This window comes from Marinisporobacter balticus (assembly GCF_004345705.1).
GTDB classification, from domain to species: Bacteria; Bacillota; Clostridia; order Peptostreptococcales; family Thermotaleaceae; genus Marinisporobacter; species Marinisporobacter balticus.
Genome location: NZ_SLWV01000004.1, coordinates 21,816 through 47,104, shown reverse-complemented (window position 1 = coordinate 47,104; position 25,289 = coordinate 21,816). Strand labels below are relative to the sequence as shown.

Genomic DNA, 25,289 nt, shown 5'->3' with positions numbered 1-25,289 from the left:
AAATTTATTCAATCGGAGGGATATATCATGATAAAAAAAGTATCAAATCTTGTTGAAGATATGCATGATGAATTGGTTGTACTAAGTGAATATATTTTGGATCATCCTGAACTTGGCAATGAAGAAATAAAAGCGTGCAAAGCCCATGTTCATTTATTAAAAAAATATGGTTTTACTATTGAAGAAAACTACTTAGGAATAAAGACAGCCTTTCGTGCTGAATTTAAAAGTTCAAAACAAGGCCCTAGCATTGCTTATTTGGCAGAATATGATGCTTTGCCTGAAATTGGCCATGGTTGTGGCCATAATATTTTAGGCACAACAAGTACAGGTGCGGGGATTGTACTAAGTAAAATCATATCAGATATAGGTGGAAAAGTAGTTGTATTTGGAACTCCTGCTGAAGAAACATGTGGTGGGAAAGTAGATATGGCCAATCAAGGTGCTTTTGATGATATTGCACTTGCTATGATGGTCCATCCCGCAGATCATCATTATAAAAGTGGAAAATCTTTAGCAATGGAAGCCCTTCAATTTACATTCAACGGAAAAACTGCCCATGCAGCAGCTTGTCCTGAAGAAGGGGTAAATGCTTTAGATGCAGTCATAAACACATTCAACACTATTAATGCATTAAGAGAACATATAAAGTCAGATGCTCGTATACATGGTATTATCAAAGAAGGGGGTCGAGCTGCAAATATTGTTCCTGATTTAGCTATTGCTCAATTTTATGTACGGGCTACAACAAAAACCTATTTAACGGAACTTGTAGAGAAAGTGAAAAACTGCGCAAAAGGCGCATCTCTCGCTACTGGAACCACCCTCGAAATAATTAATTACGAATATAGTTATGATAATTTGATATCAAACTATACCCTATCAGAAGCATACTGCAAAAACTTAAAGAGCATGGGTATAGAAAATATTCAAGAAGCAAAGGATAGCTATGGATCTTTAGATGCAGGAAATGTAAGTCATATATGTCCTACAATCCACCCTTATTTTGGTATATCTGATGCACCCATCGTAGCCCACTCAAAAGAATTTGCCCAAGCTACAAGAAAACCTCTTGCTTATGATGGTATGAAAAAAACAATCGGTGCATTGGTTCTTACTGCGATTGATGTCATTCAGGATAAAGATCTTCTACATAATATACAGGAAGAATTTGAATGTATCGAGAAATAAATCTAACAAGCACGATTCCTTGCTTTAGTTTTTATGAAAACTAAAAGTTATAATTATGTCATATAAGTACAAAAGAACAAGAGACATCCAATAAGGATCTCCTTGTTCTTTTGTACTTAACGCCAATTCTATCTATTTTTGCTTTATCTAAATTTTAAATTTATTAACCTGTTCCATCATATTCTTTGTCATATCACTTAGTACTTGTGCAGAAGCTGCTAATTCTTCAGTAGATGCATTCATTTCTTGTGATAACGCTGATATCTCTTCTGCTGATGCACCTTCTACTTTTTCTAAAATAATTCTCTTTATTTTTTTCATGATACTCCCTCCAAAGTAACTGAGATATATTTTATAACTATTATTAAGCATTTTACCATATGTCTTTCGCGAAAAATTTCATTATTGATATGCAAAAGTTGTTTTTATTTGTAGGATAAAATCTGTTTATATCGTTTTATAGCGATAATACATCAAAAAAATCGCCCTATCAAATCACTCAACTATTTAAACAATTGTCCTTCATGCTTAGAAAAATTTTAGAATGATAAAATAGGTTGTCACAGATAATGTTAAAAATATAGTACTTCCTAAAAGAATTACTTGTAACCCCTTATCTTTAATAGTTTTAAAATTTACCATGAGTCCCATACTTATCATTGCCATGAGTATACACCAACTGCTAAGGGTTGTAAGTTTCTTTAAAAAATAAATTGGTAGAATTCCTAATGAAGCAATTACACCTACTAGTATAAAATACAATACATACATTGGAAAACTTGCTCTTTTCCCTTCTTTTCCTGAAGTGTTAAACACAAATCCTAAAATAATGGACACAGGTACTAACATAAGTACTCTTGCCATTTTTACAAATGTACCTATTTCTCCTGATCCTTCTCTCGCAAAAGCTGCTGCCAGTGCATGTGCTACCCCTTGTAGCGAAACACCAGACCATATCCCATATTGCATATCCGTCATAGAAGAAACAACAGAAATACTAGAATACATTATCACCCCTATTGCCCCTAGGAAAGAGATTATTGATACAGCCAGTACTGAATCTTCCTCTTTTGCATCAATACACGGTGTAACGGCAACAATTGCAGCTGCCCCACAAATACATGAACCTACTCCAACTAAAGCCGCTAATTTTGTATTTACTTTCAGTGCTTTTCCTAATAAAATTGATAGGGTTAGGGCAATAAAAACAAAAATAACAACCATTACTAATACACGAGGCCCTAAATTAGCGATTGCAGAGAAATTCATCTTAAAGCCTAAGAGTATAATTCCTACCTTTAATAATTTTTTCAAAGAAACTTGTATACCTGGATTGAAGCTTTCTTTTACACCCAATGTATTTTTGATAATCATTCCCAATATAATACCAATAGTTAATGCTTCTAGTTGAATGCTCGGAGACATCCATTCATTCATTAACTTAGATACCACACTAATACAAAATACAAAAATAAGTCCTGGTATATATTTTTTTATATTTTCCATAGCTTCCACCTCCTTTTTATAGGATAGCAGAAACAATCTATTATTAAAAATTATAATTTAAAATAGTTCTATAAGTATAATTTATAGAATATGAATGTACGCATACTCTTTAAATCATTCTTAACTTTTTCTTCCATCATCTATTTAAGAACAGCCCTAAATACTTCATCCATCTATAGCAGAAATAGAAAATCTTATAAACGCCTCCATAAATGTAGACCGCTCTTCCTTTCGCCATACAAAATTGAAATTCCGTTCAATACCTAAATCAACCACTTTTACAATTTTTAAACTTTGCTCCTCTAATTCTCTTTTAATGGCTTCTCTCGAAATAAAACTATACCCTAAATCCCATTTTATTAAAGATTTAATCGCCGTAATATCTCCTATTTCCATAAAAATATTGTATGCTTCTTTCTTATAGCCTTTTTCTTTTAGATACTTTTCTGTGATGGTTCTTGTTCCTGATCCTTCTTCTCGAATAATCAAATTTTCTTTTAATACTTCTCCTAATTTTACTGCTTTCCTTTTTGTAAAAGGATGGAATGAAGAAAAAGTGGCTACCAATTCGTCCCTTTTTAGCAAAGTATAATCATATTTTTCTTTGTTGAACAAACCTTCTACCAGAGCTAAATCAAGTTTCCCATCATCTAATTTACTTAAAATATTTTCTGTATTTGCCACCTCTAAAATTACTTCATGATTTGGAAATTGTTTTTTATATTTCCCTAAAATTTCCGGAATCAAATAAGCCCCTATCGTTTTGGTTGCACCTAGTTTATATCTTTTGATAATGCTATTTTGATTTTTTAGCATATGCGATACTTGTCTCTCCATCGCAAATATTTTTCCAATATGCTCGTAAAGAATTTTTCCTTCCTCTGTTAGACATAGTTTTCTTCCCTCTTTTTTAATTAAATCTACCCCATACATTTCCTCTAAATATTTCACATGCTGCGAAACAGCTGGTTGGGTAATATTTAGTTTTTGGGCTGTTTGGGTAAAACTCTTCACTTGTGCCAGTGTATAAAAAGTTATTTGTCTTATAAAAAGCATTTTCATTCCCCTTTTCTTAATTCAAACCAAAACACCACACCCTCATTTTTATTAAAAACACCAAATGCGCTATTGTGAAGTTTAAGTATTCCTCTTACAATGGATAATCCTAATCCTGTTCCACCATATGTTCTACTTCTTGCTTTATCAACCTTATAAAAGCTATCCCAAATCCTCTCCATCTCTGCACTTGGTATAGCTTCTCCTGTATTATATATTTCGATTCGAACCTTTTCATCCCGATCCTCTATGCATACTTTTAGTTTTCTTTCTCCACTTATATGATTGATCGCATTATTTATAAAATTCACTAATACTTGTTCTATTTTTGATGGATCTCCATTTACTTTCAATCTCTTATCTTCTTTTTCTAAACGATCATGTATATTTTTCTCTTGAAAGATGGGCTTATATTTATTGTAGACTTTTTCAACAAGATCATTTATATGAAAATTTTCTATTTCTAGTTTTTTATTTCCTGATTCCATTTGGGATAATGCCAATAAATCTTTCACCAATTTCCCCATTTTGTCTGCTTCATCCATAATCACTTCACAATAGAAATTTTTACTTTCTTCGTCTTCTGCCACATTCTCATAAAGTCCCTCTGCATACCCTTGTATCAGGGCAATAGGGGTTTTTAATTCATGAGAAACACTGGATATAAATTCTTTTCGCATATGATCTATTTTTCTTTCTCGCGCGATATCTTCTCTCAACTTTTTATTGGCTTCATTCAATTCGAATATAGTAAGGTCTAGTTGATCCGATAAATAATTCATCGTTTCTCCTAGCTCGCCAATTTCATCCTTACTTTGTACTTTATATTTTTTACTAAAATCTAATTTTGCCATTCCTCTAGCAACACGGTTTAATGCTACAATAGGTTTTGTAAATCTTGTTGAAAACAAAAATGCCATCACCGTTCCAATCATTAAAGAAATAATTCCAATATATAGATAAAATGCCTTCGCAATTTTCACACTTTCTTGAATCGATGCAATAGATGTTTGTAATACCAAAATGCTATTGTCTTCTAATGGTACAGAATAAACTAAAAAATTCACCTTCAGCTTTGGATGCTTAAAAATTTCTAAAACCGACTCTCCCATCAATACCCTGTTTAAAACTTCTTTTGTAAGAGGAATATCTTTTCCCATTCCTCCAAAACCATGTCTTCCTCTTCTATTCCCTGCAAATGCATCATATTCATCTTCTTCATTCAATATGATTTTAAGAATATTTCCACCTATTTTGTTTTCTATCTTTGCAATTTCATCCTCTATATTTTCTATATTATCCTTATACATAAGTTGAATTTCTCGTGCATAGTCTATCAGACTTTCCTTCTTCTTATCTAAATAATAATTTTCTAGATATTTTGTATTTAAAATCCAAGATAATCCTACAATGATAAAAACAAAACAAGTCATACCCATAAATAATTTTAGTCCAATAGATTTTCTCATTTCTCCACCTCAAATCGATAACCTACTCCCCTTACAGTTTGAATCACATAATTTTTGTCTCTAAGCTTTATTCTTAATCTTTTTATATGCGTATCTACTGTTCTTAAATCTCCATAATAATCATAGCCCCATACCCCATCTAATAACTGTTCTCTTGATAATGCTTTCCCTTTATTATTGGCCATATAAAGGAGTAGTTCATATTCCTTTGGTGTCATTTCTATTTCTATACCATCTAAAAATACTCTATGTCCTTTTATATCAATTTGAATGGTTTCAAAATTCATTATTTTTTCTTCTTTCATATGCCTCTTTAGTAACGCTTTTACTCTTGCTACCAAAATATTTGGACGAAAGGGCTTTGTAACATATTCATCTGCACCCAGTTCAAAGCCAAACAATTCGTCTGACTCTTCGCTTCTTGCAGTAAGCATGACGATCGGAACATTAGATGTTTTTCTTATTTCTCTACAAACCGTCCAACCATCATATTTAGGAAGCATGATATCTAATATTATCAAATCTATTTTTTCCTGTTCAAATAAATCTAACGCTTCTTTCCCATCTTCAGCTTCAATTATATGCACATCTTCTCTTTTTAAATAATCTCCGATTAGTCTTCTCATTCTACTTTCATCTTCCACAACAAGGATCTTTTTTCCTCGCATGCCATTCACCTCCATGAAGGTTCTCCCTTTATTATGCACCAAATCCACTATATTTCATATTATATAATAAGTGTATAGCATATAAAAAATAAATCATATGATATTATGGATATTTTTCAATCATTTGTAAAAATATAAATCATTTACATATTAGCAATCTATACAACAGCAAACGATCTATGCTCCCTCAAGTAAAAAGTTTCACACTCTCACTTAGTATGTTCATCAGAAGTGGGCATCTTATAAATTGATAAATCGTTGAAACAACAGTCTATATTTTGATCAACAAGCTTTCCAAAAATCTTTGGAATTAATAAAAGAATTCGTGCAGGTCTCCCTACTAGATATTACAGAGATATGGTATTTGAAATTCTAACAGATGAGATCAAACATGCCATCAAATATAACTATATACAGAATTTGAATCTTTCAAAATAATATAGATGTGTCCGCTTTAAAACAAATATTTTTCAAAGGATTATTTTTGAAATATTTGTTTTATTTTTTACGGACACATCTATATCCTTTTATCTATTTTTTAATATTTCTCTCGCAACACTCACTTCAAAATCTTCAACATAATTTTTTATTTCTTTTAATTTTGTATTATGTGGAATGTTCTTAGGTAAATCAAGCTTCGTATATAATTCATCCATAGATATATCCATATATTTTGATACTTCTTCCAAAGCCATATATCCTTTTAGTTCTTCTGAATCCATTATTTGTCCTACCGGAATAGGTGCTGGTAATACTTCATATATTCCCATTATATTGGCAGCGAAAACACCCCCAAAATAAATACCGATAACCGCTATGATCACAATCAATGGGGTAAGTATTTTTTTTCCATGTTTCACTTCTAAAGCCCCTTCTTTGGGACAGGATAGTACACAGGTTTGACAATTGATACATTCAGCTGTTGTAATCACCTTTTCCTTTGCAACCTCTATGTTTACAGGACATTTTTTACTACAGATACCGCAATCAATACATTTTTCTTCATTACGCTCTATTTTATAAGGGCTTACCTTTGATACAATCGATAGAAATGCACCCATAGGGCATAAATACTTACAGAAAAAACGATCATATAAAATAGATCCTACAATAGTAATCATTAAAAGTCCTATCCCAATAGGTGCTTCTACAAATGTTTCCTCTACTTCTCCAAAAATATGTCCATATGCTGACCAAGGATCATAAGGCGCCATCCACATTTCTGCTGTAACCCATGCCCCTATGGTTGTAATGAGAAGTACAATATATTTCAAATATCTCATTGGTTGATCTATTCTCTTTGGCATCACAAATCTTTTGCCAAATAGTTTTTGTCCGATCATACCTAAAAATTCTTGAAGCGCACCAAAAGGACATAAAATACCACAAAAACTTCTTCTAAAAATAATTGCAAGAATAATTGTTAAAGCAAATAGTACAAATGTACCTGAAAATATTTTCTGAATAAATGTTCCTGATGATAATAATGTATAAAAACTTTCCAATCCGCCATAGGGACATAATGCGTGAATCGATGGAGATCCTTCCGTTCCTCCCCCTAATACTTGATGCATGTATGCTCTGTAGCTTATAAATATTAGAAAAATAGCAAGAATCAATCGTCTTATATTTTTTATAGATCTATCTTTCATTTATTTCACCCTTTCTGTAATATCGATTTTTTATTCACGCTAGATAAAATGTTCACTTCTTCAAGTATAAGATAAGCGACTGTATAAAATACAGCCCCCATTTACTATGAAAAAGGATCCTTCTACCAAACCAAGTTTAATTTTTGGTATATAGAAAGAGCAGCCAAACAAGCTCTGCTCCTTCTTTTAAACTAGATTATGATTGGGTTCTACAAAATCCCATGCCACGACCATTTCCTCTGCCTGATTCATCTTTTGCGCCTTGCCCTTGCCCAAATCCACCGCCTCTACCAAAACCAATTCCTAGTCTCTCATGATTTTCTCTGTTTTCGCCTACTGTTGTACAATCTTTCATTCTATCTGTAATAATCTTTTTGTAATTTTCTCCCTCTTCTTTTGTGAGATTCTCATCTTTAACCAATTGATCAATTCTTTTGATCTTTTCCTTTAATAGATCTTCAACAGAAGTAGTTGTTGTACTCAATCTCACACCATTGCCTCTTCCATAAGTAGTAGTATCTACTTTGGTATCTGCCTCAGCAGCAAAAGCAAACCCTATACTAGACACAGTCAAAAGTGCTCCTAATGTTAAACCAATCATTTTTTTTCTCATTCTACGCATCTCCCTTTTTTTTTATTGTTTTTCTTTGATGTGTTTATTATATCTTGCTAATGTGACAGTCTTGTGACAATCCAAGGACGTTCATGTGAAACTATTCTATTCATTTTTCTACACCTTTTATAATTTGATTGCCTATTTTTTCATCTGCTTCTTTTAATGCTTTAAAATAGCTTTCTATGTTTCCATCATAATTGAATGTTTTTCTAAACAATATAAGCTCTAACGTTTCTCTTACTTTATGAATCATTTTACGTTCTTTATCCTCTTTTTCCATATCCTCCATTAAATAAGATATTGTCATACTCAAGCTTTCTATTACTTGTTCTTGATGAAAATTTTTCTTTAGGCTTTCAGAAAAATCTTGTAAATCTTCTAAAGGAATGTTTTCTTTATCTAGGCTCAACTGCTGGAGCATTACTTTTGTATACCCTATAATGCAATACTTTCCTTGGCATTTGCCACAATAAATTTCCCCTAGACATATCTCATCCACACTCTCTTTAATTCTATGTTTATATTCATAAAGGGTTAACGCGGTTTCTTTAAAAACAGATAGCTCTCCTGCCTTTCTTGCTTTTAAAATAGGTTTTAACAAGATATATGTACTAATTCCTAATAAAGTAAAGAATATAATGATCTGAACAGGATGCATATAGTCTCTAGGCATTGCCGTATATAATTTTGTAATCCCAAAGATCATAAATATCCCCGCAGAAACCAATTTTATGATAAGTTCTGGTACTTTATCCCCTATTTTGCTCCCAACAAAAATACCTAGCCCACTGGTTAATACCATTCCAGATACGGTCCCCATCAAAATAAATATTGGAAAACTTGCATCCACAGATAAAGTAATGGCGGCAAGCTGTGTCTTGTCTCCAAGTTCTCCAATAAAAAAAGCTAGTGCAACCGTTAAAACAGGTCCAAATTTTTTTCCTTTATTCTCCTCATCTTCGTCATCATCTATTTTTAATGTCCAAAGGGCAAATCCTATAAATAAAAATCCTGCTACGATTTGTATAGCGCCCATTGGAATAAGGTTAGAAAGATAAGCCCCTAAAGCTACTGCGATCCCATGGTTTAATAAGGAACCAATAAAAACACCTGCCAATACTTCATAAACTTTAAATTGTGTTGCAAATGCCATTGCCAAAATCTGTGTCTTATCCCCCATTTCTGCCATAAATATTAAAAATAATGACCGAATAAACTCTTGTAACATGCTCCATATCCTCCCTTTTCCTCGCAAAAAGGCGAAACCCATAGCTTAATAAAACTATCCTTTATGAATAGCTTTATTAAGCTAAAAGTCTCGCCCCTTTAAAATATAAAGTAAATAGAACCAGGTATTTTCACCAGTATGTTGATCCATATCTATGAAAAATTTCCATGGCTACTCCCTTTTAACCTATCTTTAACATTTTTTCAATATATCATATTTTTCTATTTATTTCAACATGAGAAAATGAATGTCTAAATATTCACAAAATCAAACTACAGATCTTCTAAAAATAAAGGAACCCAATGCCTCTTTTAAAAATACAAGATATTTGGTCTTTATGAATAATATAGGATTAAAACATTTAAATTATTCCAAATCCAAAAAAAATCTTGAAACATCTCAAAACTCATGATATACTGTCCGTGAAATACAAACGATCATAGTAGGAATATCATTTGTTTTAGATGTACGTAGTTGTTTATAAATCCATTCACCCTTCATTTCACAACAAAACATTGTTATTCTCATGTTTTTCAAAATATTGGAAAACGTTTTCAACAGAGAAATGATTGTTTGTCTGTCAAACACACTAACATCCTGGTGCTTTAGGAAAGACGCTTTCGATTATCAGATAAAATTGATTTTCAAATTGGAACATGCTCTAAAACAATCAATCTTTCGATTGAAAGTGCAGCATTGAATAAAAAGTTATGGAAAAATGCAGACTACTTAAAGAATAGTTTAAAAGCCGCTTCACCTTTTTAATGTTAATTTCCACCTCTATGATTAGCAGATGATTTTGTTTTCATAGAGGCGGAAAATATAAAAGCCTAATGGCTAAAAAGTAATCAAACAAATGATTGTATCATACTACAATCGACTACTATCATTTATGTATAAGGAGGAAAAAAATGAGTAATTTTATTAAAAGGTGGAATCAACTCAGCTTAGTGAAACGAATTATTATTGGTCTTATTGTTGGTATCATTTTAGCTGTAACAATTCCTAATGTAGCAAAGCCAATTACTATTTTTGGCTCATTATTTGTTGGTGCATTAAAGTCTGTTGCACCGATTCTAGTATTTTTCTTAGTAACCTCGGCGATCTCGCAACATAAGAGTGGTCAAAAAACGACGATGAAATCAGTCATAATTTTGTATCTGCTAGGAACCTTTTTAGCTGGGCTTGTTGCAGTTATTGTAAGTTTCATGTTCCCAGTAACATTAACGCTTGGAGCAGGTATTGAAAGCATAACACCTCCAGGTGGTGTTGTAGAGGTTCTTAAGACGTTATTATTGAATGTGGTTGATAATCCAGTAAAGGCACTTTACAATGCGAACTACATCGGAATTCTATCATGGGCATTACTTCTTGGTCTTGCTTTAAAGAACGCACCAGAATCTACTAAGACAATGATTAGTAATGCCTCAGATGCATTATCTCAAATCGTAAGATGGGTGATTAACTTTGCACCACTTGGTATTATGGGTCTTGTATTTGACACAATTGCAACACAAGGTATTAAGTCGTTATTAAGCTATGGTCAATTACTACTTGTATTAGTTGGATCTATGCTCTTCGTGTCACTTGTTGTAAACCCAATTATTACGTTTATTATGATTCGTCAAAATCCATACCCACTTGTTCTTAAGTGTTTAAAAGACAGTGGTATTACAGCATTCTTTACACGTAGTTCAGCAGCAAACATTCCAGTAAACATGCGTCTTTGTGACGAGTTAGGCTTAGACAAAGATTCTTATTCTGTATCTATTCCACTTGGTGCAACGATAAACATGGCAGGTGCTGCGATTACGATTTCTATATTAACGCTTGCGGCAGTGAACACACTTGGCATTCAAGTAGATATCGGAACAGCGTTAATCCTTAGTTTACTTTCCGCTGTAAGTGCTTGCGGTGCATCAGGGGTAGCTGGTGGTTCATTACTACTGATTCCACTTGCATGTAGTTTGTTTGGTATTCCAAATGATGTAGCAATGCAAGTCGTTGGTGTAGGGTTTGTTATAGGTGTTATACAAGACTCTTGTGAAACTGCACTGAACTCGTCAACTGATGTACTTTTCACAGCTGTATCTGAATTCGCAGAGTGGAGAAAAGAAGGAAAAAAAATCGTTATTCCTAAAAAATAATTAAAAATTATCCTTTGTTAAAAACAATTTTTTAAAAAAACGATTCTATATTAAAAAGATGATTTCTGTATTGAACAGGAGTCATCTTTTTTAGATTCCATTGATATACTAGATCCTATATTGTCTAATAAAACTGTTTCTGTCGCAATTTCAACGAAAAAGTTATTATATAGCAAAGCATTTTTCAGTATAATTCTTTCTACATTTTCACAAACTATTTTTGTATCTTCCAAGGAGGTGAAATATTAATGCAAGCAAATGATAGCATTGGATGTACTGTAAGTGAATGTAGACATCATGCAAAAAATGTACAACAATGTACGCTTAATCATATTGAGGTTATAAAACATGGTCCTACTGCTACAACAAAAGAATCTACAGACTGTGGAAGTTTCGAAAGATCTTAATAAATTTGAATCCTCACACTGTGAGGATTCTTTAATTTATTCCTTCCATTCATCTCTTTAATATGCTTTTATTATATTTAGTAATTATGAAGGAATTATGGAGGAATTTAGAATAAGTAAAAAGATATAGTAGCTGCTGTATCTTTTTACAAGAAATCCTTTTATATAATTCTTTTTATAAATATACATATCTATCGCAAATTTCTACAAATTATGCCAGTGATATGCACTAAAATATAGTATAATACATTTATTTTTATTATAAGATTCAAAGAAATCATTTCATATCTTACTTAAAAGTTAATGCATACTTTTTATTTATACTTAAATATTACATTTTTATTATTTTTATAATTTTAAGGGGTGCAAATTATGAAATATAAGCTTATTGATCTTATAGATATATCTCAGTTTCAAAAACTTATGGAAACATTTTATAATATCTCAAAAGTTCCTCATGGCCTTCTTGACCCTGATGGAAATGTTTTAAGTGGTATAGGATGGCAAGATATCTGTACAAAATTTCATAGAGTCAACTCAAAGAGTGCTTATAATTGTACAAAAAGCGACCTCTCCATGAAAACTATGGTTAACAAAAAAGAAAAATATACTATTTATCAATGCCAAAATGGATTAATAGAATCGACTATTCCTATTGTTATCGAAGGCGAACATATTGCGAACTTAATTTTAGGACAATTTTTTTATCATAAACCTGACCTAAAATACTTTCGTAAGCAAGCCGAGGAATTTGGCTTTGATGTAGATGCATATCTTAAAGCCCTATCACTTGTCCCTATTATTTCCAAAGAACAACTTAAATCTTATATGGCTTACTATTTGCAAATAGCAGACATGCTTACGAACATAATTTTAAAAGAATTAAAACAAAGAGAAACGGAATCATTATTATTACGTCATAACGCTAATCTAGAAAATATGGTTGCAGAACGTACTGAAAAATTAAAAAAGATCAATGTAGCACTAGAAAAAGATATATTAGAACGAAAACACATTGAAAAAAGCCTTAAAGAAAGCGAAGAAAGGTATCGACTCCTCATAGAGCTCTTTCCTTATGGCATTTGTGTCCGCAACAAAGACACCATTTTATTTGCAAATAGAACTTCTGCAAACTATTTGGGTTTTGAGCATCCAAAAAAAGTTATCGGTAAAAAACTAACAGAATTATTTATCCCTCATCCAGATTATCGAGAAGTTTTTTACGAAAATATGGAAAACATAGAAAAAACAGGTTCCCTGTCATTAACGGAAGAGAAATTTATTCGAATCCTTGATAAAAAAATCTTATATGTAGAAACTGTTTCTTCTTTTATTCCTTATGATAACAATAGAGAAATACTTGTTGTATTTAAAGATATATCCGAGAGAAAAAGACTTGAAGAGCTTCAAAAAAAAGTTGCAGAAAAAGAAAAACTTTTACGAGAAACCATTGAATTGGAGCAATTAAGAAGCGATTTTTTTGCAAATCTGTCCCATGAAATAAAAACGCCTATTAATTTAATTTTTAGTACCATCCAATTGCTAGAATTAGAAATAGAAATAGAAAACAAAGTAATCTCCCAAGACATAAATGTAAAGAAACGTATGCATGTTTTAAAACAAAACTGCAATAGATTAATAAAATTGACAAATAATTTAATAGATATTACAAAAATAGATTCTGGTTATTTAAAGTTGCATTTACAGAATTGTAATATTGTAGACATTATTGAAGATCTAACATTATCAGTTGCAGATTATATAAAAAATAAAAATATAAGTCTTCTATTTGATACGGATACAGAAGAAAAAATTATGCGCATTGATCCTTATGCAGTTGAAAGAATTATACTTAATTTATTATCTAATGCTGTAAAGTTTTCAAAACCAGACAGCAAAATAATAGTAAATATAACTTCATCAAAAAAAGAAGTGATCATATCTGTAAAAGATACAGGGATAGGCATTCCCAAAGAAAAACTACAATTAATATTTGATCGTTTCAGACAAGTAGATAAATCTCTGACAAGAAATCACGAAGGCAGTGGTATGGGGTTATCCATTACGAAGTCATTGGTGTTGATGCACGGTGGTGCGATTATAGCAAAAAGCGAATATGGTAAGGGCAGTGAATTTATTGTAACACTTCCTGCAAAGCCTTTAAGTACAAAGAAAAACATTGTAAACAGTTATGTTCAAAATACTTATACTGAAGTCATTGCTATTGAATTTTCAGACATATATTCATCATGAAAAAAGAGCCTATGGAATAGACTCTTTTTTTGAAAGATTCAATGGATTATTTTAATATTTTGTAAATTTCCTTTTTTATTTCTTTTAATGTTTCTTTTTCCATACTTCTCTTTTCTCTTGGCATAGAAATTTCAAAACACTTTTTTATCTTAACAGGGATATCTCCTAAAACATAAACATGATCTCCTAAAAGTAATGCTTCTTCTATATCATGGGTAACAAAAATCACTGTTCGAAGATCTTCATTCCACAATTTAATAAAAGCATAAAAAAGTGATTCTTTTATCTTTATATCTAATCCTTTAAAAGGTTCATCCATAAGGAGTATGTCAGAAGGATAAGCAAACGCTCTAGCAATAGAAACTCTTTGCATCATGCCTCCACTAAGCTGTGGCGGATAATAATCTTTAAATTCCTTTAAGCCAACCATTTCAATATATTTTGATATAATCTTTTCTCTTTCTTCCTTTTGATAAATATCCTTTAGTATAAATTCAATATTTCCCCAAACAGTTTTCCAATCTAAAAGTCTTGGTTCTTGAAAAAGATAACTAATCACTTTATGCTCTAAGCCTAAAAATGTGCCATCATCTTGCTGTATGATCCCACTGATCATATTTAAAAGCGTTGTTTTTCCACATCCTGATGGTCCTAAAATACAGGTAATATGATTCTCTGAAATTTCCATATGAAAGTTTTGAAACACTTTCATATTTTCATAGCTTTTACACAGATTTTGAATCTTTAGTGTCATTTTATATTCTCCATCTAATGATCTTTTTTTCTAGTATTCTGATCACTTTTTCAAAAACAAAGCTTAAAAATATTGCAACAACAGTCCATGCAAAAACGCTTGCTGTCTCAATATAAATTTTTGATGTATAAAGACTTGTTCCTATCGCATATTTGGGTTGGCTCAAAACCTCCGCTGCAATTACTGCTTTCCATCCTATTCCCATAGCAGTACAAATGCCTGCTACAAAAAAAGAAGCAATAGACGGAAGATAGATTTCAAAGAGTATTCTCCACTTTTTCACTCCATATATTTGAGCCATCTGAATGATTTTTTGATCCACACTTTTCATACCTTCAGAAACATTTACACATATAATTGGAAAGGCTACTAAAAAACTTACAAATATAGGCACATGCTCTGTTTCAAACCAAATAAGTGCCAGTATAATAATAGACATAACAGGGGTAGATTTTATAATAATCAGCCAAGGTGCTACAATTTTTTCGATCACTGAACTTACCCCTGTAAAAATCCCCACAATCAATCCCAAAATACAGGATAAAAAAAATCCTACTAAGCCTCTTCCTATAGTAGTCATTACCACTTTGAAAAAAGTTTTAGATTTCAAAAGAACTATCAAGCTTTTACAGGTAACTTCAGGAGAAGGAAGAATCATCTCCTGATCCACGATTTCGGAGAGGATTTTCCAAGTTATGATTAAGGTTAATACCGATAGAATGGTTGGAAATTTATTGTTGATTATAATAGAAATTCTCATCCGGAAGTTTTCCTCCCACATCTTTTGGTGAAAAATCATAAAGTACTTTTAAATATTTTTGTACAGTTTCTTTTGCGTTTTGTGCATCTTTAAAAGCAATATTACATCTTGGTATGGCTAACTCTGCTATTTTAGCTTTCATCCCAATTCCATGCTTTTCAATAAGTTTTCCAGCTTCTTCTTTATTTTCATTTACCCAATTGATAGACTTTTCATATTCATCTAAAAAGTTCTTAACAGCATCTGGATGCTTCTGCGCAAAATCCTTTCTTACAACAAGACAACCTTGTGCGATCGCCGCATTTTCTCCTAATGCATTTTCCCATTCCTCTTGAATATTCATAGCAACTGTGGCTTCTTTATTCTTCATGCTGACCATGGTAACAAATGGTTCAGGTAATACTGCAATATTTACTTTTCCAGCAATCATGGCTTGTGCAAGCTCAACATGATTAAATGTATAATCTAATGTAACATCCTTCTCAGGATCTAATCCATTTTTCTCTAATAAATATCTAAAAGCCACATCAGGAGTTGACCCTTTTGCAATAGCGTTAATCTTCTTTCCTTTTAAATCTTCCCATGTCTTGATTGTTTCTCCTTGTGTCATTACATAAAGCACCCCCCAGGTATTTATAGCCGCCATTTCATACCCAGCTTCTTTATTATAAAGCTTCGCAGCAACATTTGTAGGCAAGGCTGCGAAATCAACCTCTTTTGATAAAAGCTTAGACACCAAAATATCAGGACTTCCAGCGATTTCATAAGAAGAATCTAAATTCTCCCCTAAAAATGGTTTTTCTTCAAACATTTTTATCATTCCTATAGAGGTAGGCCCTTTTAATCCTACTATTTTTACAAATTCTTTTTCAACTGCTTTATTTCCTTGTACATCTCCGTATGTATTGTCTTTCTTTGAACAGCCTACAACACTAAAAACAAGTAAAAAAAACATCATTAAAGATAAAATCTTTTTCATTTTAGCACCCTCTCTGTTTTTTTATTTACCCCTAGATTTTTTATTAAAAATTCATACTAGCAAAGCTAATTATTTCGTATTTTATAACCCTTTAATCATTGTATAAAATACTTGATTTTACTCGCAATTTGCTTATATTTTTCAATTTTTTTTATATGAACAGTATAGCATACTTTATAATGCAAATATAGTTTGCACCTTTTAGGACTATATTTCTTTCATATTTTCCCTATTTTTCACCATTTTAATTTTTGACACCCTTTATTTGATGTATATGAATCCAAACCTCTTCTCCTATTTTATATTCTTCTTTGGGACTTGTTTGCACCTTCAACTCCTTGTTTTCTATACAAATTGTGTATTCAATAACATTTCCTCTATAAAACATTCTCCTAATCTTGCCTTTACCCATTCCTTTTTCTTTTCTTAAAGAAATGTCCTCAGGTCTAATAGATAGAATAACTTTCTCTCCAATATTTGCTGTAGTATATCTATCTTCAATAAAGACGTGTTCAAATAACGCTAACTTGCTACATCCATTTTCTTCTGTTACATGACTATGGATAATATTTGTTTTTCCTATAAACTTAGCCACAAATTCAGTTTTAGGATGTTCATATAATTCTTTAGGTGTACCCACCTGTATAAGCTTCCCTCTATTCATCACTGCTATTCTATCAGATATTCCCATCGCTTCATATTGATCATGTGTAACGTGTATAATGGTAATTTCCATATCTTTTTGTATGCGTTTTATTTCATATTGCATGTCTTCTCTTAATTTTGCATCCAAATTCGATAAAGGTTCATCTAGCAATAATAGCTTAGGCTTCATTATTAATGCCCTTGCTAATGCTACTCTTTGCTGCTGACCACCACTTAATTCATAAGGATATTGCCTTTCCTTTCCTAATAATCTAACAATAGATAATGCTCTTTCTACCTCATTTTTTATAAGATACTTACATTTTTTTCTTATTCTCAGTGGATAAGCGACATTCTCAAAAACACTTTTATGAGGCCATAAGGCATAGTTTTGAAAAACAAATCCAATTTGTCTTTTATCTGGTGATTTAAAACAATTTCTGTCTGTAGAAAATACAAGTTCATCATCAATAGCAATTTCACCATCATTCGGCTTTTCTAATCCTGCAATACAAGACAAAAGTGTACTCTTCCCACATCCACTTGGTCCAACAATTGATAACATTTCTCCTTTATTGATGTCTAAATCTAAACCATTTATCGCTACCACTTTTCCATATTTTTTAACCAATCCTCTTATTTGCGCCTGTATTATTTTCATACACCTCCATTGTGACATTTTTTTAATTTTTTGAGTAAAATATGTCCTAAAGTAGTCATGAGTATAATCACTACTGCAAGGGTTGATGTCATTTCCAATCCATATGAATTGGACTTTAGCCCAAATAACATAACCCCTATTGTTTCTGTTCCTGGTGAATAAAGCAAAAGTGAAATCGGTATTTCTCTCAATGCTATTAAAAATGCTAAAATCCAACCTGAACGAATCCCAGGCATAATCATAGGTAAAGTAATGTCTTTAAATGCTCTAATTGTAGAAGCCCCTGATATTCTCCCTGCTTTTTCGAGAAAAATATCTTGAGTTTGTATCAATCCATTGATATTTTTTATTGCTATAGGTAAAAACAATACCATATACGTTACAATAATAATCCATCGTGTTCCATATAATCTAAATGGTGGATTCATCCAAGTAAGTGTAGCTGCAACAGCTAAAACAATATTCGGAAATGTCATGGGCCAAGTTGCAACAAATTCAAGAACCCTTCTTCCTCTTATATCTGTTTTATTAGAAATATATGAAATAATTGTACCCATACCTGCAGCAATTGTAGCAGCAATCATCCCATAAAAAATACTATTTTTGAAAGCACTTATCGTCAACTGATTTTCAAACAACAAGACACGATAGTTATTTAAAGTTAAATGATTTAGTGTAAATGCAAGTCCCCACCTTTTTAAGAATGAAGATATAACAATCACGATTAATGGAACCATCGTTGTAGCAGTTTGGAATAGAAAAACAAAAAATATGATTATATTCTTCCATTTTCCCAATTGAATTGGCTTTGCCTCCTGACTATTTGAATTCATTGTTGTAAATCTTCTTTTTCTAAGTGAAAAACTATTGAAAAAAAATATCATTCCAGAAAAAACAACCAATACCATAGAGATTGCTATCGTAAGTCCTAAATCCAAATTGGTTAATGCACTATATATCCTCGTTGTTAATACCTCTTTTCCTACAGGCAATGCTAAAACAGCAGCAACACCGAAATTTGCCATAGTCCGACTAAATACTAATAATCCTATAGATGCAAAGCTAGGGATCATTAAAGGTAATGTGATCGTCATAACTGCTTTCAATTTACTAGCACCACTCATAATAGCAGCATCCTCTAAAGAAGGGTCTGTTTTCTCTAAAGCATTTGTAATTGCCATAAATACTAATGGATACAAATGTATGCTCATAACAATGATAACAGCCTCTAAAGAATACGCCCTAAAATTGTATTTAGATACGCCAAATGCATTTTTCAGTATACGATTCCAGTAACCATTTCTTCCAAGAAGTTCTATCCATGAAATAGATAATACATAAGATGGTATCATAAAAGTTAGAAACGCGAATGCTTTTATTCCTCGTTTATAAATATAATCTGTTCTAGTCACCAGCCAAGCTAGTGTTCCTCCAAATAAACTTGTCAATAAAGTTACGCCCAATGAAACGTAAATCGTATTCTTTATAGCTACGTAGTTTTGTTGATCTTTTAAAATATTTTTATATAAATCTAAACTAAATTTTCCCTCACAAATTAAACTTTTGAAAAGTAAAACCATAAACGGATATAAAACAAACACACTTATAAATACGCCTACAACGAACAGAATTACGGTCTGAGAATCAGACCGTAATCTTCTAAAAATATGCTTTGTAAAATGTTTACTTTTCTTGCATGATCTCTTTGAATCCATCTCGCAACGCATCTTCATGCTCACTTGCGTACCTCCAATCTACAGGTATAACCTTTACATCTTCTGGTACCCCTACAGGCAATGCCACATCTTTTCTTACACTAACAAATCCAAAATTTGTTGTGATATTTTGAACCTTTTTAGATAAAATAAAATCAACAAATTCTCTAGCTATTTTTTCATTAACATCTGGTCTCGCTTCATTTTTTATAATTGCTATTGGTCTTTGAATAGACAAAGCCCCTTCCTCTGGCCAAGCAATTGATACAGGTATTTTATATCCATCTTTTTTTGCTTTTTTGTGTAATCTTAGTACCCCATCATGAGGTGCAATGCCAATATCAAATTCTCCTTCTGAAATCTTAGAAGATACTTCTCCGTTTTTCTTTGTTAAAAATAAATGGTTCTCATGCATTGCCTTTAAATAATCCCAATTTTTTCCGCTCATTTCATATAATGCTGATGTCAGTGCCAATGCAGTAGAAGATTGATTTGCATCAGCCATAATCATTGTTCCATCAAAGTTTTTATCTTTTAAATCTTCAAAAGATTTCGGAACACTTTCTTTTGCTACATTATCTTTATTGTAAATAATCACACCATATCGTTCATTTACCAAGGTATAATGTCCATCTCCAACTTGATATTGAGGCTTAATCGTATCAAATTCTTTTGGTACATATTTTTCAAGATATTTTCCATCTGCTAATGCCATATACATTAAAGGATCTGATCCCCAAACTACATCTGCTTGAATTTGACCAGCTTCTTTTTCTGTCCAAACCTTTTGACGTAATGGTCCACAACCCATATGTAATAAATCTATTACATCTCCTCTTTCAGCTTCAAACTCCTCCTCTATTTTTTTTATCATTGGTTCTGATCCTGATAAATATACAGTAATCTTTCCTTCTTTTCCACTATATATTGATTGATTTGAAGCTATATTTGTTTTCAATGCCTCTTCATTTGTTTCTGACTCTTCTTCAACATTATTAGCACTACAAGCTGAAAATACCATCATCCCCACAAATAGTAATGTTAATAACAAGAAACTACTTTTTTTCATGTTTCTACCCATCATTTTTACACCCCTTTTATTTTTTCTTATTCCTAAAAATATATTTGATAAAGATAATTTATTCTGCATGCTCTACTTAGAATCATTTGATATTGAATTTTATTATTTATTGATAATTCTTTTCGTTAGTTGTAATTATATGACAAAACTATTTTATTGTCAATTTTTTTTGATACATCGAGCTTATTTAAGCTATATCATCTTTTAAAATCTACATATTCAAAATACTTTTAATCCATCCTATTGTTCATTTTTATTTTACCTGTTTTTCCCTATTGCGTCAATAATAATGATAATTATTTTCATTGACAAAGCGCAAAAGCTCTGTTATTATTATGATAGTGATAATCATTATCATGATTGAGGAGTGGAATTATTATGAACGAAAATAAACACATCTGTTTCAAACAAAGCACTGATGATTTTATTAAATGGCTCGTTCAGCTTTTAGGCCCTGTTCTTCTCGGGGCAAAGCCTGCTGAAATTTTAAGCTTTCAAAATCACGACAAAGCACTGTATGAAAAAATGAATAAAATACAAGATTCCTTTAAGAATTGTAAAAAAATTTCATATAAAATATTTCATTTCAATCATAGAAGTACAAAAGTATTTTTTTATAACACTGTATCACTTGATACTGTATTAAGTGATTATCAAAATGCAAAGTTTTTAAGTAGCATGGGTTATCCTAAAAATTACAGCTTAGATCATTACATCGACCATATGATTCATAAAATGATGCACGGTACGATTCCTGATGAAATAGGTATTTTCTTAGGATATCCTCTAAAGGATGTGCTTGGCTTTATGGGTCATCCTTCTTTGAAACTTACTAAGATTAATGGTTGGAGAGTATATGGTGATGCTACATTATCTGATAAAAAATACAATGAATTTATAAATGCCAAAAACAAGATTAAACATTTATTAACTTACTTTAGTATAGATAATGTATTAACTTATGCATAAAGATATCTTTCATAAATTTTATTGCTAAAAAATTATGGAAATTATAATATGATCTTTTGATTTTAACTTTTTATAATTTCTCATAATCATAAAAATAAATAAAAATAATAGAAAAGAGGGTTAATATGAAAAAAGTGACAGTAATTTATTGGAGTGGTACTGGAAATACAAAAATGATGGCAGAGGCTGTAGCAGAAGGTGCCGGAAGTGATGCAAAATTAATAGATGTTGACAGTGCAAAAAAAGAAGATATCATAAATGCTCAAGCTATTGCATTAGGTTGTCCTTCTATGGGAGCAGAAGTCTTAGAAGAAGGTTCAATGGAACCTTTCATAGAATCTATTTCAGGTGTGATTTCAGGAAAACCTGTTGGTTTATTTGGTTCTTATGACTGGGGTGATGGTCAATGGATGAAAGATTGGGTAGAGAGAATGGAAGATTGTGGTGCTAACGTTATAAATGAAGGATTAACTGTACACTTAACACCTGAGGATGAAGGATTAGAAGCATGCAGAGATTTAGGAAAAGATTTAGCAAAATAAAATGATACATATGATAAAAACTCCCTTTTTACACAAAGGGAGTTTTCCTTATTTATCCTCTACCATTATACTTGCAATAAACGAGGTTAGTGGGATCGTCAGTATCAATCCAATACTCCCGCACAATGATCTTATAATCTCAGTTGCAATAATTTCTTTGCTTACAGCCTGACTAAGAGACATATTAAAATTATAAAACATCAAAAACAATGGCATGCTTCCTCCAACATAAGCAAGAACAAGGGTATTCACCATGGTTGCCATCACATCTTTTCCTACTTCTAATCCTGAATGCATCAATTTTATAAATCCTATACGTGGCGATTGACTTTTTAATTCAAAGATAACCGATGTGATAGTCATAGCTACATCCATGACAACACCAATAGATCCTATAATTACACCACTTAAGAAAAGACCCTTAAAGTCTATTTCCATTCCTACTTCCCTAATTAAAAAGGTAACCTCTTCACTTGCCAAACCTGTAATTGCACAAAGGTTCGTAAAAGTTTGTGCTAATATGCCAGCTATAATAGTCCCTCCCACAGTTCCAAGTATTGCAATAAAACTTTTTCGTGTGAACCCCGCAATCAGAATAAAGCTTATTAAAATAATCAGTATGCTACATATGATTGCAACAATAACAGGATTACATCCTTTTAAAATCATTGGCATCATAATTTTTATAATAATAATTCCTGAAATCCCTAGGGACATAACAGAAAGCAATCCTTTCATTCTCCCAAATATAATCACAGCTATCAAAAAAATGATTCCTAATAACTTTAAATGATCCTCTCTACATATATTCATAATATTTGCTTCAATTTTGTTATGCTCATTCTTAGAAATTCTTATCCTTACTTTGCTGCCTCTATGTAATTCAAAATTATATTCCGAATAATCTATAGTAAAATATTCAATATCTATTTCTTGATTTACATAATCTCCTTCTAATACTTTTACCCTTACAATCTGGTTTTTCGATTCATTATAGCTTTGATTTTCTACATCTATTACTTCTGCTTTTACAAAATTACTTTCAAATCCCTCAGCTATAACCACATTCCCTAGTAATATTATAAAGATAATTGTTAACAAAAACTTTTTTCTCATTGTCCACACCTCCTATCATAATATCCTATGAAATTCTTTGGACAATCAGAACAAAACACGAATCAAAAAATTAAAAATAACCTTTTTGAAAATAAGCTGTACTATATGATATGTTAAAATTTTTATAAAAAAGTATATATTTCTCTATACTATCAAATACTATAATTGTGTACACATCAAACTATAGACCTAAAAGGAAAAGGTGATTTGTCTGTATATCTTTTATCATGATGTTAGCGGAACCCATTCTGTTGTCATTGCTGCTGCAATCCATCTAAATTATCTGCCAATAGATCGTGTTCCTAAAAAATCTGAAATTTTAGATATTCCCTTATTTGATCGGTTAGAAAAAAAAGATATAGGTCGATTAATCTATCATGGAAATGATCTCTATAAAAATTCTGTTTATACATTGGGAAGACAATCTGCTTCTCACTTAGTTGTAAATGCCATCAAAACAGTATTTGATATGGCAGATCGGGATAAAAAAGAAGTTTTGTTCGTAGATACTTCTAAAGCAGTCAATAATCTTATGCGCATTGGCGGGGGAAGTTCTAGACTGTTAGGTCTTATTTCTTTTGGTAGACCTATTGTTACTTACGGAACGATAAAAGCATATCCTAAAATTTGTGACATTGTGAAAAAGACACAATTAAAAATAGTACCGTAAGGCTTTTCGGTACTATTTTATAAACTTTACAATTGTCTTTAATACTTTATCCACTTCATCTTTTGTTAAGGTTTCATTCTCCCCAAGTAAACAATCCTTTGTGTGTTCTTCTAATATAATTAAACCAACTTTATGAACAGAAGCTCGTATTGCAGCAATCTGAAGTAATATATCATCACAAGTTTTCGTATCCTCTTCAATCATTTTTTCTATTCCTGCTATATGCCCCTTTATAGTTCTTAATCTATTAATGAGATCTTTTTTTGCAGCTTCTCTAGACATCGTATCTCTCCTTCTATGAAAATATTGTCTTTGTACTTAATATATTGTACCATATTACATATCCTAGTGACTATTATTGATACAGGAATTTAACGTTCCTTATAATAAAAGTGGTTGTATTTTTAACAACCACTTTTATTTATCTATAAGAAAAAAACAATTGAAGTAACGGACAAAATTAGTAAACTTATTTTTGATTATCCGTTAATATTAAATAAATAGATTTACATTGGCTTCATCAGATTCTCCAAGGTAAGTAGCTACCCCAGCAAACTCTATCCCATCAATAAGTTCTTCTTCTCGAATCCCCATTACATCCATAGACATGGTGCAAGCAATCATCTTTACACCCATCAGCTGTGCACTTTCGATTAATTCTGGTAAGCTATTTACATTTTTCTTTTTCATAATGCTCTTCATCATAGAAGCACCCATGCCACAAAAATTCATTTTTGAAAGTCCTAATTTTTCAGAACCCCTTGGCATCATCCATCCAAACATACTTTCCATAAAATCTTTCTTTATCTTAATTTTTTTTGCCTTTCTCAGTGCATTTAATCCCCAGAAAGTAAAAAACATAGTAACCTCACTTCCCATAGCTGCTGCACCATTGGCAATAATAAAGCTTGCCATGACCTTATCCATATCTCCACTAAAAACAATCATTGTTTTTTTATCAGCCATATTTCCCCTCCTTATTTTTTAAGAATTTTCGCAGTAATTTCTGTATCTGTTTCATTTAGATCTAAAAGTTCATTTCCTGTTTTTTTACACCATGCTTGTATATCCTTTGCAAACCCTCTATCTGTAACCTTAACATTAATCACATCGCCAGCTTGTGCTTCCTTTGTAGCTTTAAATATTTGCATAATCGGTCCTGGACATTGTAATCCTTTACAATTTAAATTTATCTCTGCCATTT

Annotated in this window: 25 protein-coding genes and 1 pseudogene; 7 read left to right on the top strand and 19 right to left on the bottom strand. The window is 31.6% G+C overall.

What is annotated here, in order from left to right:
- Nucleotides 1-27 precede the first annotated feature (27 nt).
- Nucleotides 28-1,191 (top strand): M20 family metallopeptidase, encoded by a 1,164-nt coding sequence (locus EV214_RS04500; protein ID WP_132243151.1) that lies wholly within the window; start codon nucleotides 28-30, stop codon nucleotides 1,189-1,191.
- A 147-nt stretch (nucleotides 1,192-1,338) separates the two neighbouring features.
- On the opposite strand, the gene EV214_RS18655 is transcribed toward EV214_RS04500, so the two are convergent.
- The 8 genes from EV214_RS18655 to EV214_RS04465 all read right to left on the bottom strand — a co-directional run bounded on the left by EV214_RS18655 (nucleotide 1,339) and on the right by EV214_RS04465 (nucleotide 9,386).
- Entirely contained in the window at nucleotides 1,339-1,512 is a 174-nt protein-coding gene (locus EV214_RS18655; protein ID WP_165916225.1) for a hypothetical protein, read from the bottom strand.
- Between the two features lie 207 nt (nucleotides 1,513-1,719).
- A complete protein-coding gene (locus EV214_RS04495) occupies nucleotides 1,720-2,697 on the bottom strand; it encodes a YeiH family protein (protein WP_132243149.1) in 978 nt (325 codons plus the stop codon).
- 165 nt (nucleotides 2,698-2,862) lie between these two features.
- On the bottom strand, nucleotides 2,863-3,753 hold the full coding sequence (locus tag EV214_RS04490; RefSeq protein WP_165916233.1) for a LysR family transcriptional regulator: 891 nt from the start codon (nucleotides 3,751-3,753) through the stop codon (nucleotides 2,863-2,865).
- A 2-nt stretch (nucleotides 3,754-3,755) separates the two neighbouring features.
- A complete protein-coding gene (locus EV214_RS04485; protein WP_132243145.1) occupies nucleotides 3,756-5,222 on the bottom strand; it encodes a sensor histidine kinase in 1,467 nt (488 codons plus the stop codon).
- Nucleotides 5,219-5,890, bottom strand: a complete 672-nt coding sequence (locus EV214_RS04480; RefSeq protein WP_132243143.1) for a response regulator transcription factor — start codon at nucleotides 5,888-5,890, stop codon at nucleotides 5,219-5,221. Before EV214_RS04480 ends, EV214_RS04485 begins: the two co-directional genes overlap by 4 nt.
- A 527-nt stretch (nucleotides 5,891-6,417) precedes the next feature.
- Nucleotides 6,418-7,542, bottom strand: a complete 1,125-nt coding sequence (locus EV214_RS04475) for a 4Fe-4S binding protein (RefSeq protein WP_132243141.1) — start codon at nucleotides 7,540-7,542, stop codon at nucleotides 6,418-6,420.
- 196 nt (nucleotides 7,543-7,738) lie between these two features.
- A complete protein-coding gene (locus EV214_RS04470; RefSeq protein WP_132243139.1) occupies nucleotides 7,739-8,155 on the bottom strand; it encodes a hypothetical protein in 417 nt (138 codons plus the stop codon).
- 109 nt (nucleotides 8,156-8,264) lie between these two features.
- Entirely contained in the window at nucleotides 8,265-9,386 is a 1,122-nt protein-coding gene (locus EV214_RS04465) for a TMEM165/GDT1 family protein (RefSeq protein WP_165916232.1), read from the bottom strand.
- 911 nt (nucleotides 9,387-10,297) lie between these two features.
- Here EV214_RS04465 and sstT point away from each other — a divergent pair.
- Nucleotides 10,298-11,533 (top strand): serine/threonine transporter SstT, encoded by a 1,236-nt coding sequence (gene sstT, locus EV214_RS04460; protein WP_132243135.1) that lies wholly within the window; start codon nucleotides 10,298-10,300, stop codon nucleotides 11,531-11,533.
- A gap of 31 nt (nucleotides 11,534-11,564) precedes the next feature.
- Here the strand turns inward: sstT and EV214_RS19620 are convergent.
- Nucleotides 11,565-11,639, bottom strand: a pseudogene (locus EV214_RS19620) (IS3 family transposase); the annotation flags it as partial.
- Nucleotides 11,640-11,781: 142 nt separating this feature from the next.
- Between EV214_RS19620 and EV214_RS04455 the strand changes: the two are divergent.
- Together EV214_RS04455 and EV214_RS04450 are read left to right on the top strand one after the other, a co-directional pair.
- Nucleotides 11,782-11,940: a DUF1540 domain-containing protein gene (locus tag EV214_RS04455; protein WP_132243133.1), complete on the top strand. Its 159-nt coding sequence runs from the start codon at nucleotides 11,782-11,784 to the stop codon at nucleotides 11,938-11,940.
- Between the two features lie 372 nt (nucleotides 11,941-12,312).
- The gene (locus tag EV214_RS04450) at nucleotides 12,313-14,193 is read left to right on the top strand and encodes a PocR ligand-binding domain-containing protein (protein WP_132243131.1); all 1,881 of its coding nucleotides are present in this window, start codon (nucleotides 12,313-12,315) and stop codon (nucleotides 14,191-14,193) included.
- 46 nt (nucleotides 14,194-14,239) lie between these two features.
- Here EV214_RS04450 and EV214_RS04445 read toward each other — a convergent pair whose 3' ends face one another.
- From EV214_RS04445 to EV214_RS04420, 6 genes are all read right to left on the bottom strand, one after another.
- Nucleotides 14,240-14,947 carry an ABC transporter ATP-binding protein gene (locus EV214_RS04445; RefSeq protein WP_132243129.1) on the bottom strand — a complete coding sequence of 236 codons (708 nt, stop codon included), beginning with the start codon at nucleotides 14,945-14,947 and terminating at the stop codon, nucleotides 14,240-14,242.
- Nucleotide 14,948: 1 nt separating this feature from the next.
- Complete coding sequence (locus EV214_RS04440; RefSeq protein ID WP_165916231.1) at nucleotides 14,949-15,707, bottom strand: ABC transporter permease; 759 nt, start codon at nucleotides 15,705-15,707, stop codon at nucleotides 14,949-14,951.
- Complete coding sequence (locus tag EV214_RS04435) at nucleotides 15,679-16,686, bottom strand: ABC transporter substrate-binding protein (RefSeq protein ID WP_132243125.1); 1,008 nt, start codon at nucleotides 16,684-16,686, stop codon at nucleotides 15,679-15,681. Before EV214_RS04435 ends, EV214_RS04440 begins: the two co-directional genes overlap by 29 nt.
- A 244-nt stretch (nucleotides 16,687-16,930) precedes the next feature.
- On the bottom strand, nucleotides 16,931-17,992 hold the full coding sequence (locus EV214_RS04430) for an ABC transporter ATP-binding protein (protein ID WP_132243123.1): 1,062 nt from the start codon (nucleotides 17,990-17,992) through the stop codon (nucleotides 16,931-16,933).
- Nucleotides 17,989-19,725: an ABC transporter permease gene (locus EV214_RS04425; RefSeq protein ID WP_243116559.1), complete on the bottom strand. Its 1,737-nt coding sequence runs from the start codon at nucleotides 19,723-19,725 to the stop codon at nucleotides 17,989-17,991. Before EV214_RS04425 ends, EV214_RS04430 begins: the two co-directional genes overlap by 4 nt.
- Nucleotides 19,676-20,791 (bottom strand): ABC transporter substrate-binding protein, encoded by a 1,116-nt coding sequence (locus tag EV214_RS04420; RefSeq protein WP_165916230.1) that lies wholly within the window; start codon nucleotides 20,789-20,791, stop codon nucleotides 19,676-19,678. Before EV214_RS04420 ends, EV214_RS04425 begins: the two co-directional genes overlap by 50 nt.
- 375 nt (nucleotides 20,792-21,166) lie before the next feature.
- Between EV214_RS04420 and EV214_RS04415 the strand changes: the two genes are divergently transcribed.
- Nucleotides 21,167-21,757, top strand: coding sequence for a DUF3793 family protein (locus EV214_RS04415; protein ID WP_132243117.1), 591 nt, complete (start codon nucleotides 21,167-21,169; stop codon nucleotides 21,755-21,757).
- Nucleotides 21,758-21,882: 125 nt separating this feature from the next.
- The gene (locus tag EV214_RS04410) at nucleotides 21,883-22,299 is read left to right on the top strand and encodes a flavodoxin (RefSeq protein ID WP_132243115.1); all 417 of its coding nucleotides are present in this window, start codon (nucleotides 21,883-21,885) and stop codon (nucleotides 22,297-22,299) included.
- A 48-nt stretch (nucleotides 22,300-22,347) separates the two neighbouring features.
- On the opposite strand, the gene EV214_RS04405 is transcribed toward EV214_RS04410, so the two are convergent.
- Nucleotides 22,348-23,415 carry a YibE/F family protein gene (locus EV214_RS04405; RefSeq protein WP_132243113.1) on the bottom strand — a complete coding sequence of 356 codons (1,068 nt, stop codon included), beginning with the start codon at nucleotides 23,413-23,415 and terminating at the stop codon, nucleotides 22,348-22,350.
- 202 nt (nucleotides 23,416-23,617) lie between these two features.
- Here EV214_RS04405 and EV214_RS04400 point away from each other — a divergent pair, with 202 nt between their 5' ends.
- Nucleotides 23,618-24,085 carry a DUF3189 family protein gene (locus tag EV214_RS04400; protein ID WP_330571252.1) on the top strand — a complete coding sequence of 156 codons (468 nt, stop codon included), beginning with the start codon at nucleotides 23,618-23,620 and terminating at the stop codon, nucleotides 24,083-24,085.
- 12 nt (nucleotides 24,086-24,097) lie between these two features.
- Here EV214_RS04400 and EV214_RS04395 read toward each other — a convergent pair whose 3' ends face one another.
- The 3 genes from EV214_RS04395 to EV214_RS04385 form a co-directional block, all read right to left on the bottom strand.
- A complete protein-coding gene (locus tag EV214_RS04395) occupies nucleotides 24,098-24,367 on the bottom strand; it encodes a metal-sensitive transcriptional regulator (RefSeq protein WP_132243111.1) in 270 nt (89 codons plus the stop codon).
- A gap of 210 nt (nucleotides 24,368-24,577) precedes the next feature.
- Entirely contained in the window at nucleotides 24,578-25,051 is a 474-nt protein-coding gene (locus tag EV214_RS04390; protein ID WP_132243109.1) for a DsrE/DsrF/DrsH-like family protein, read from the bottom strand.
- Nucleotides 25,052-25,062: 11 nt separating this feature from the next.
- A complete protein-coding gene (locus EV214_RS04385; protein WP_132243107.1) occupies nucleotides 25,063-25,287 on the bottom strand; it encodes a sulfurtransferase TusA family protein in 225 nt (74 codons plus the stop codon).
- Nucleotides 25,288-25,289: the final 2 nt, after the last annotated feature.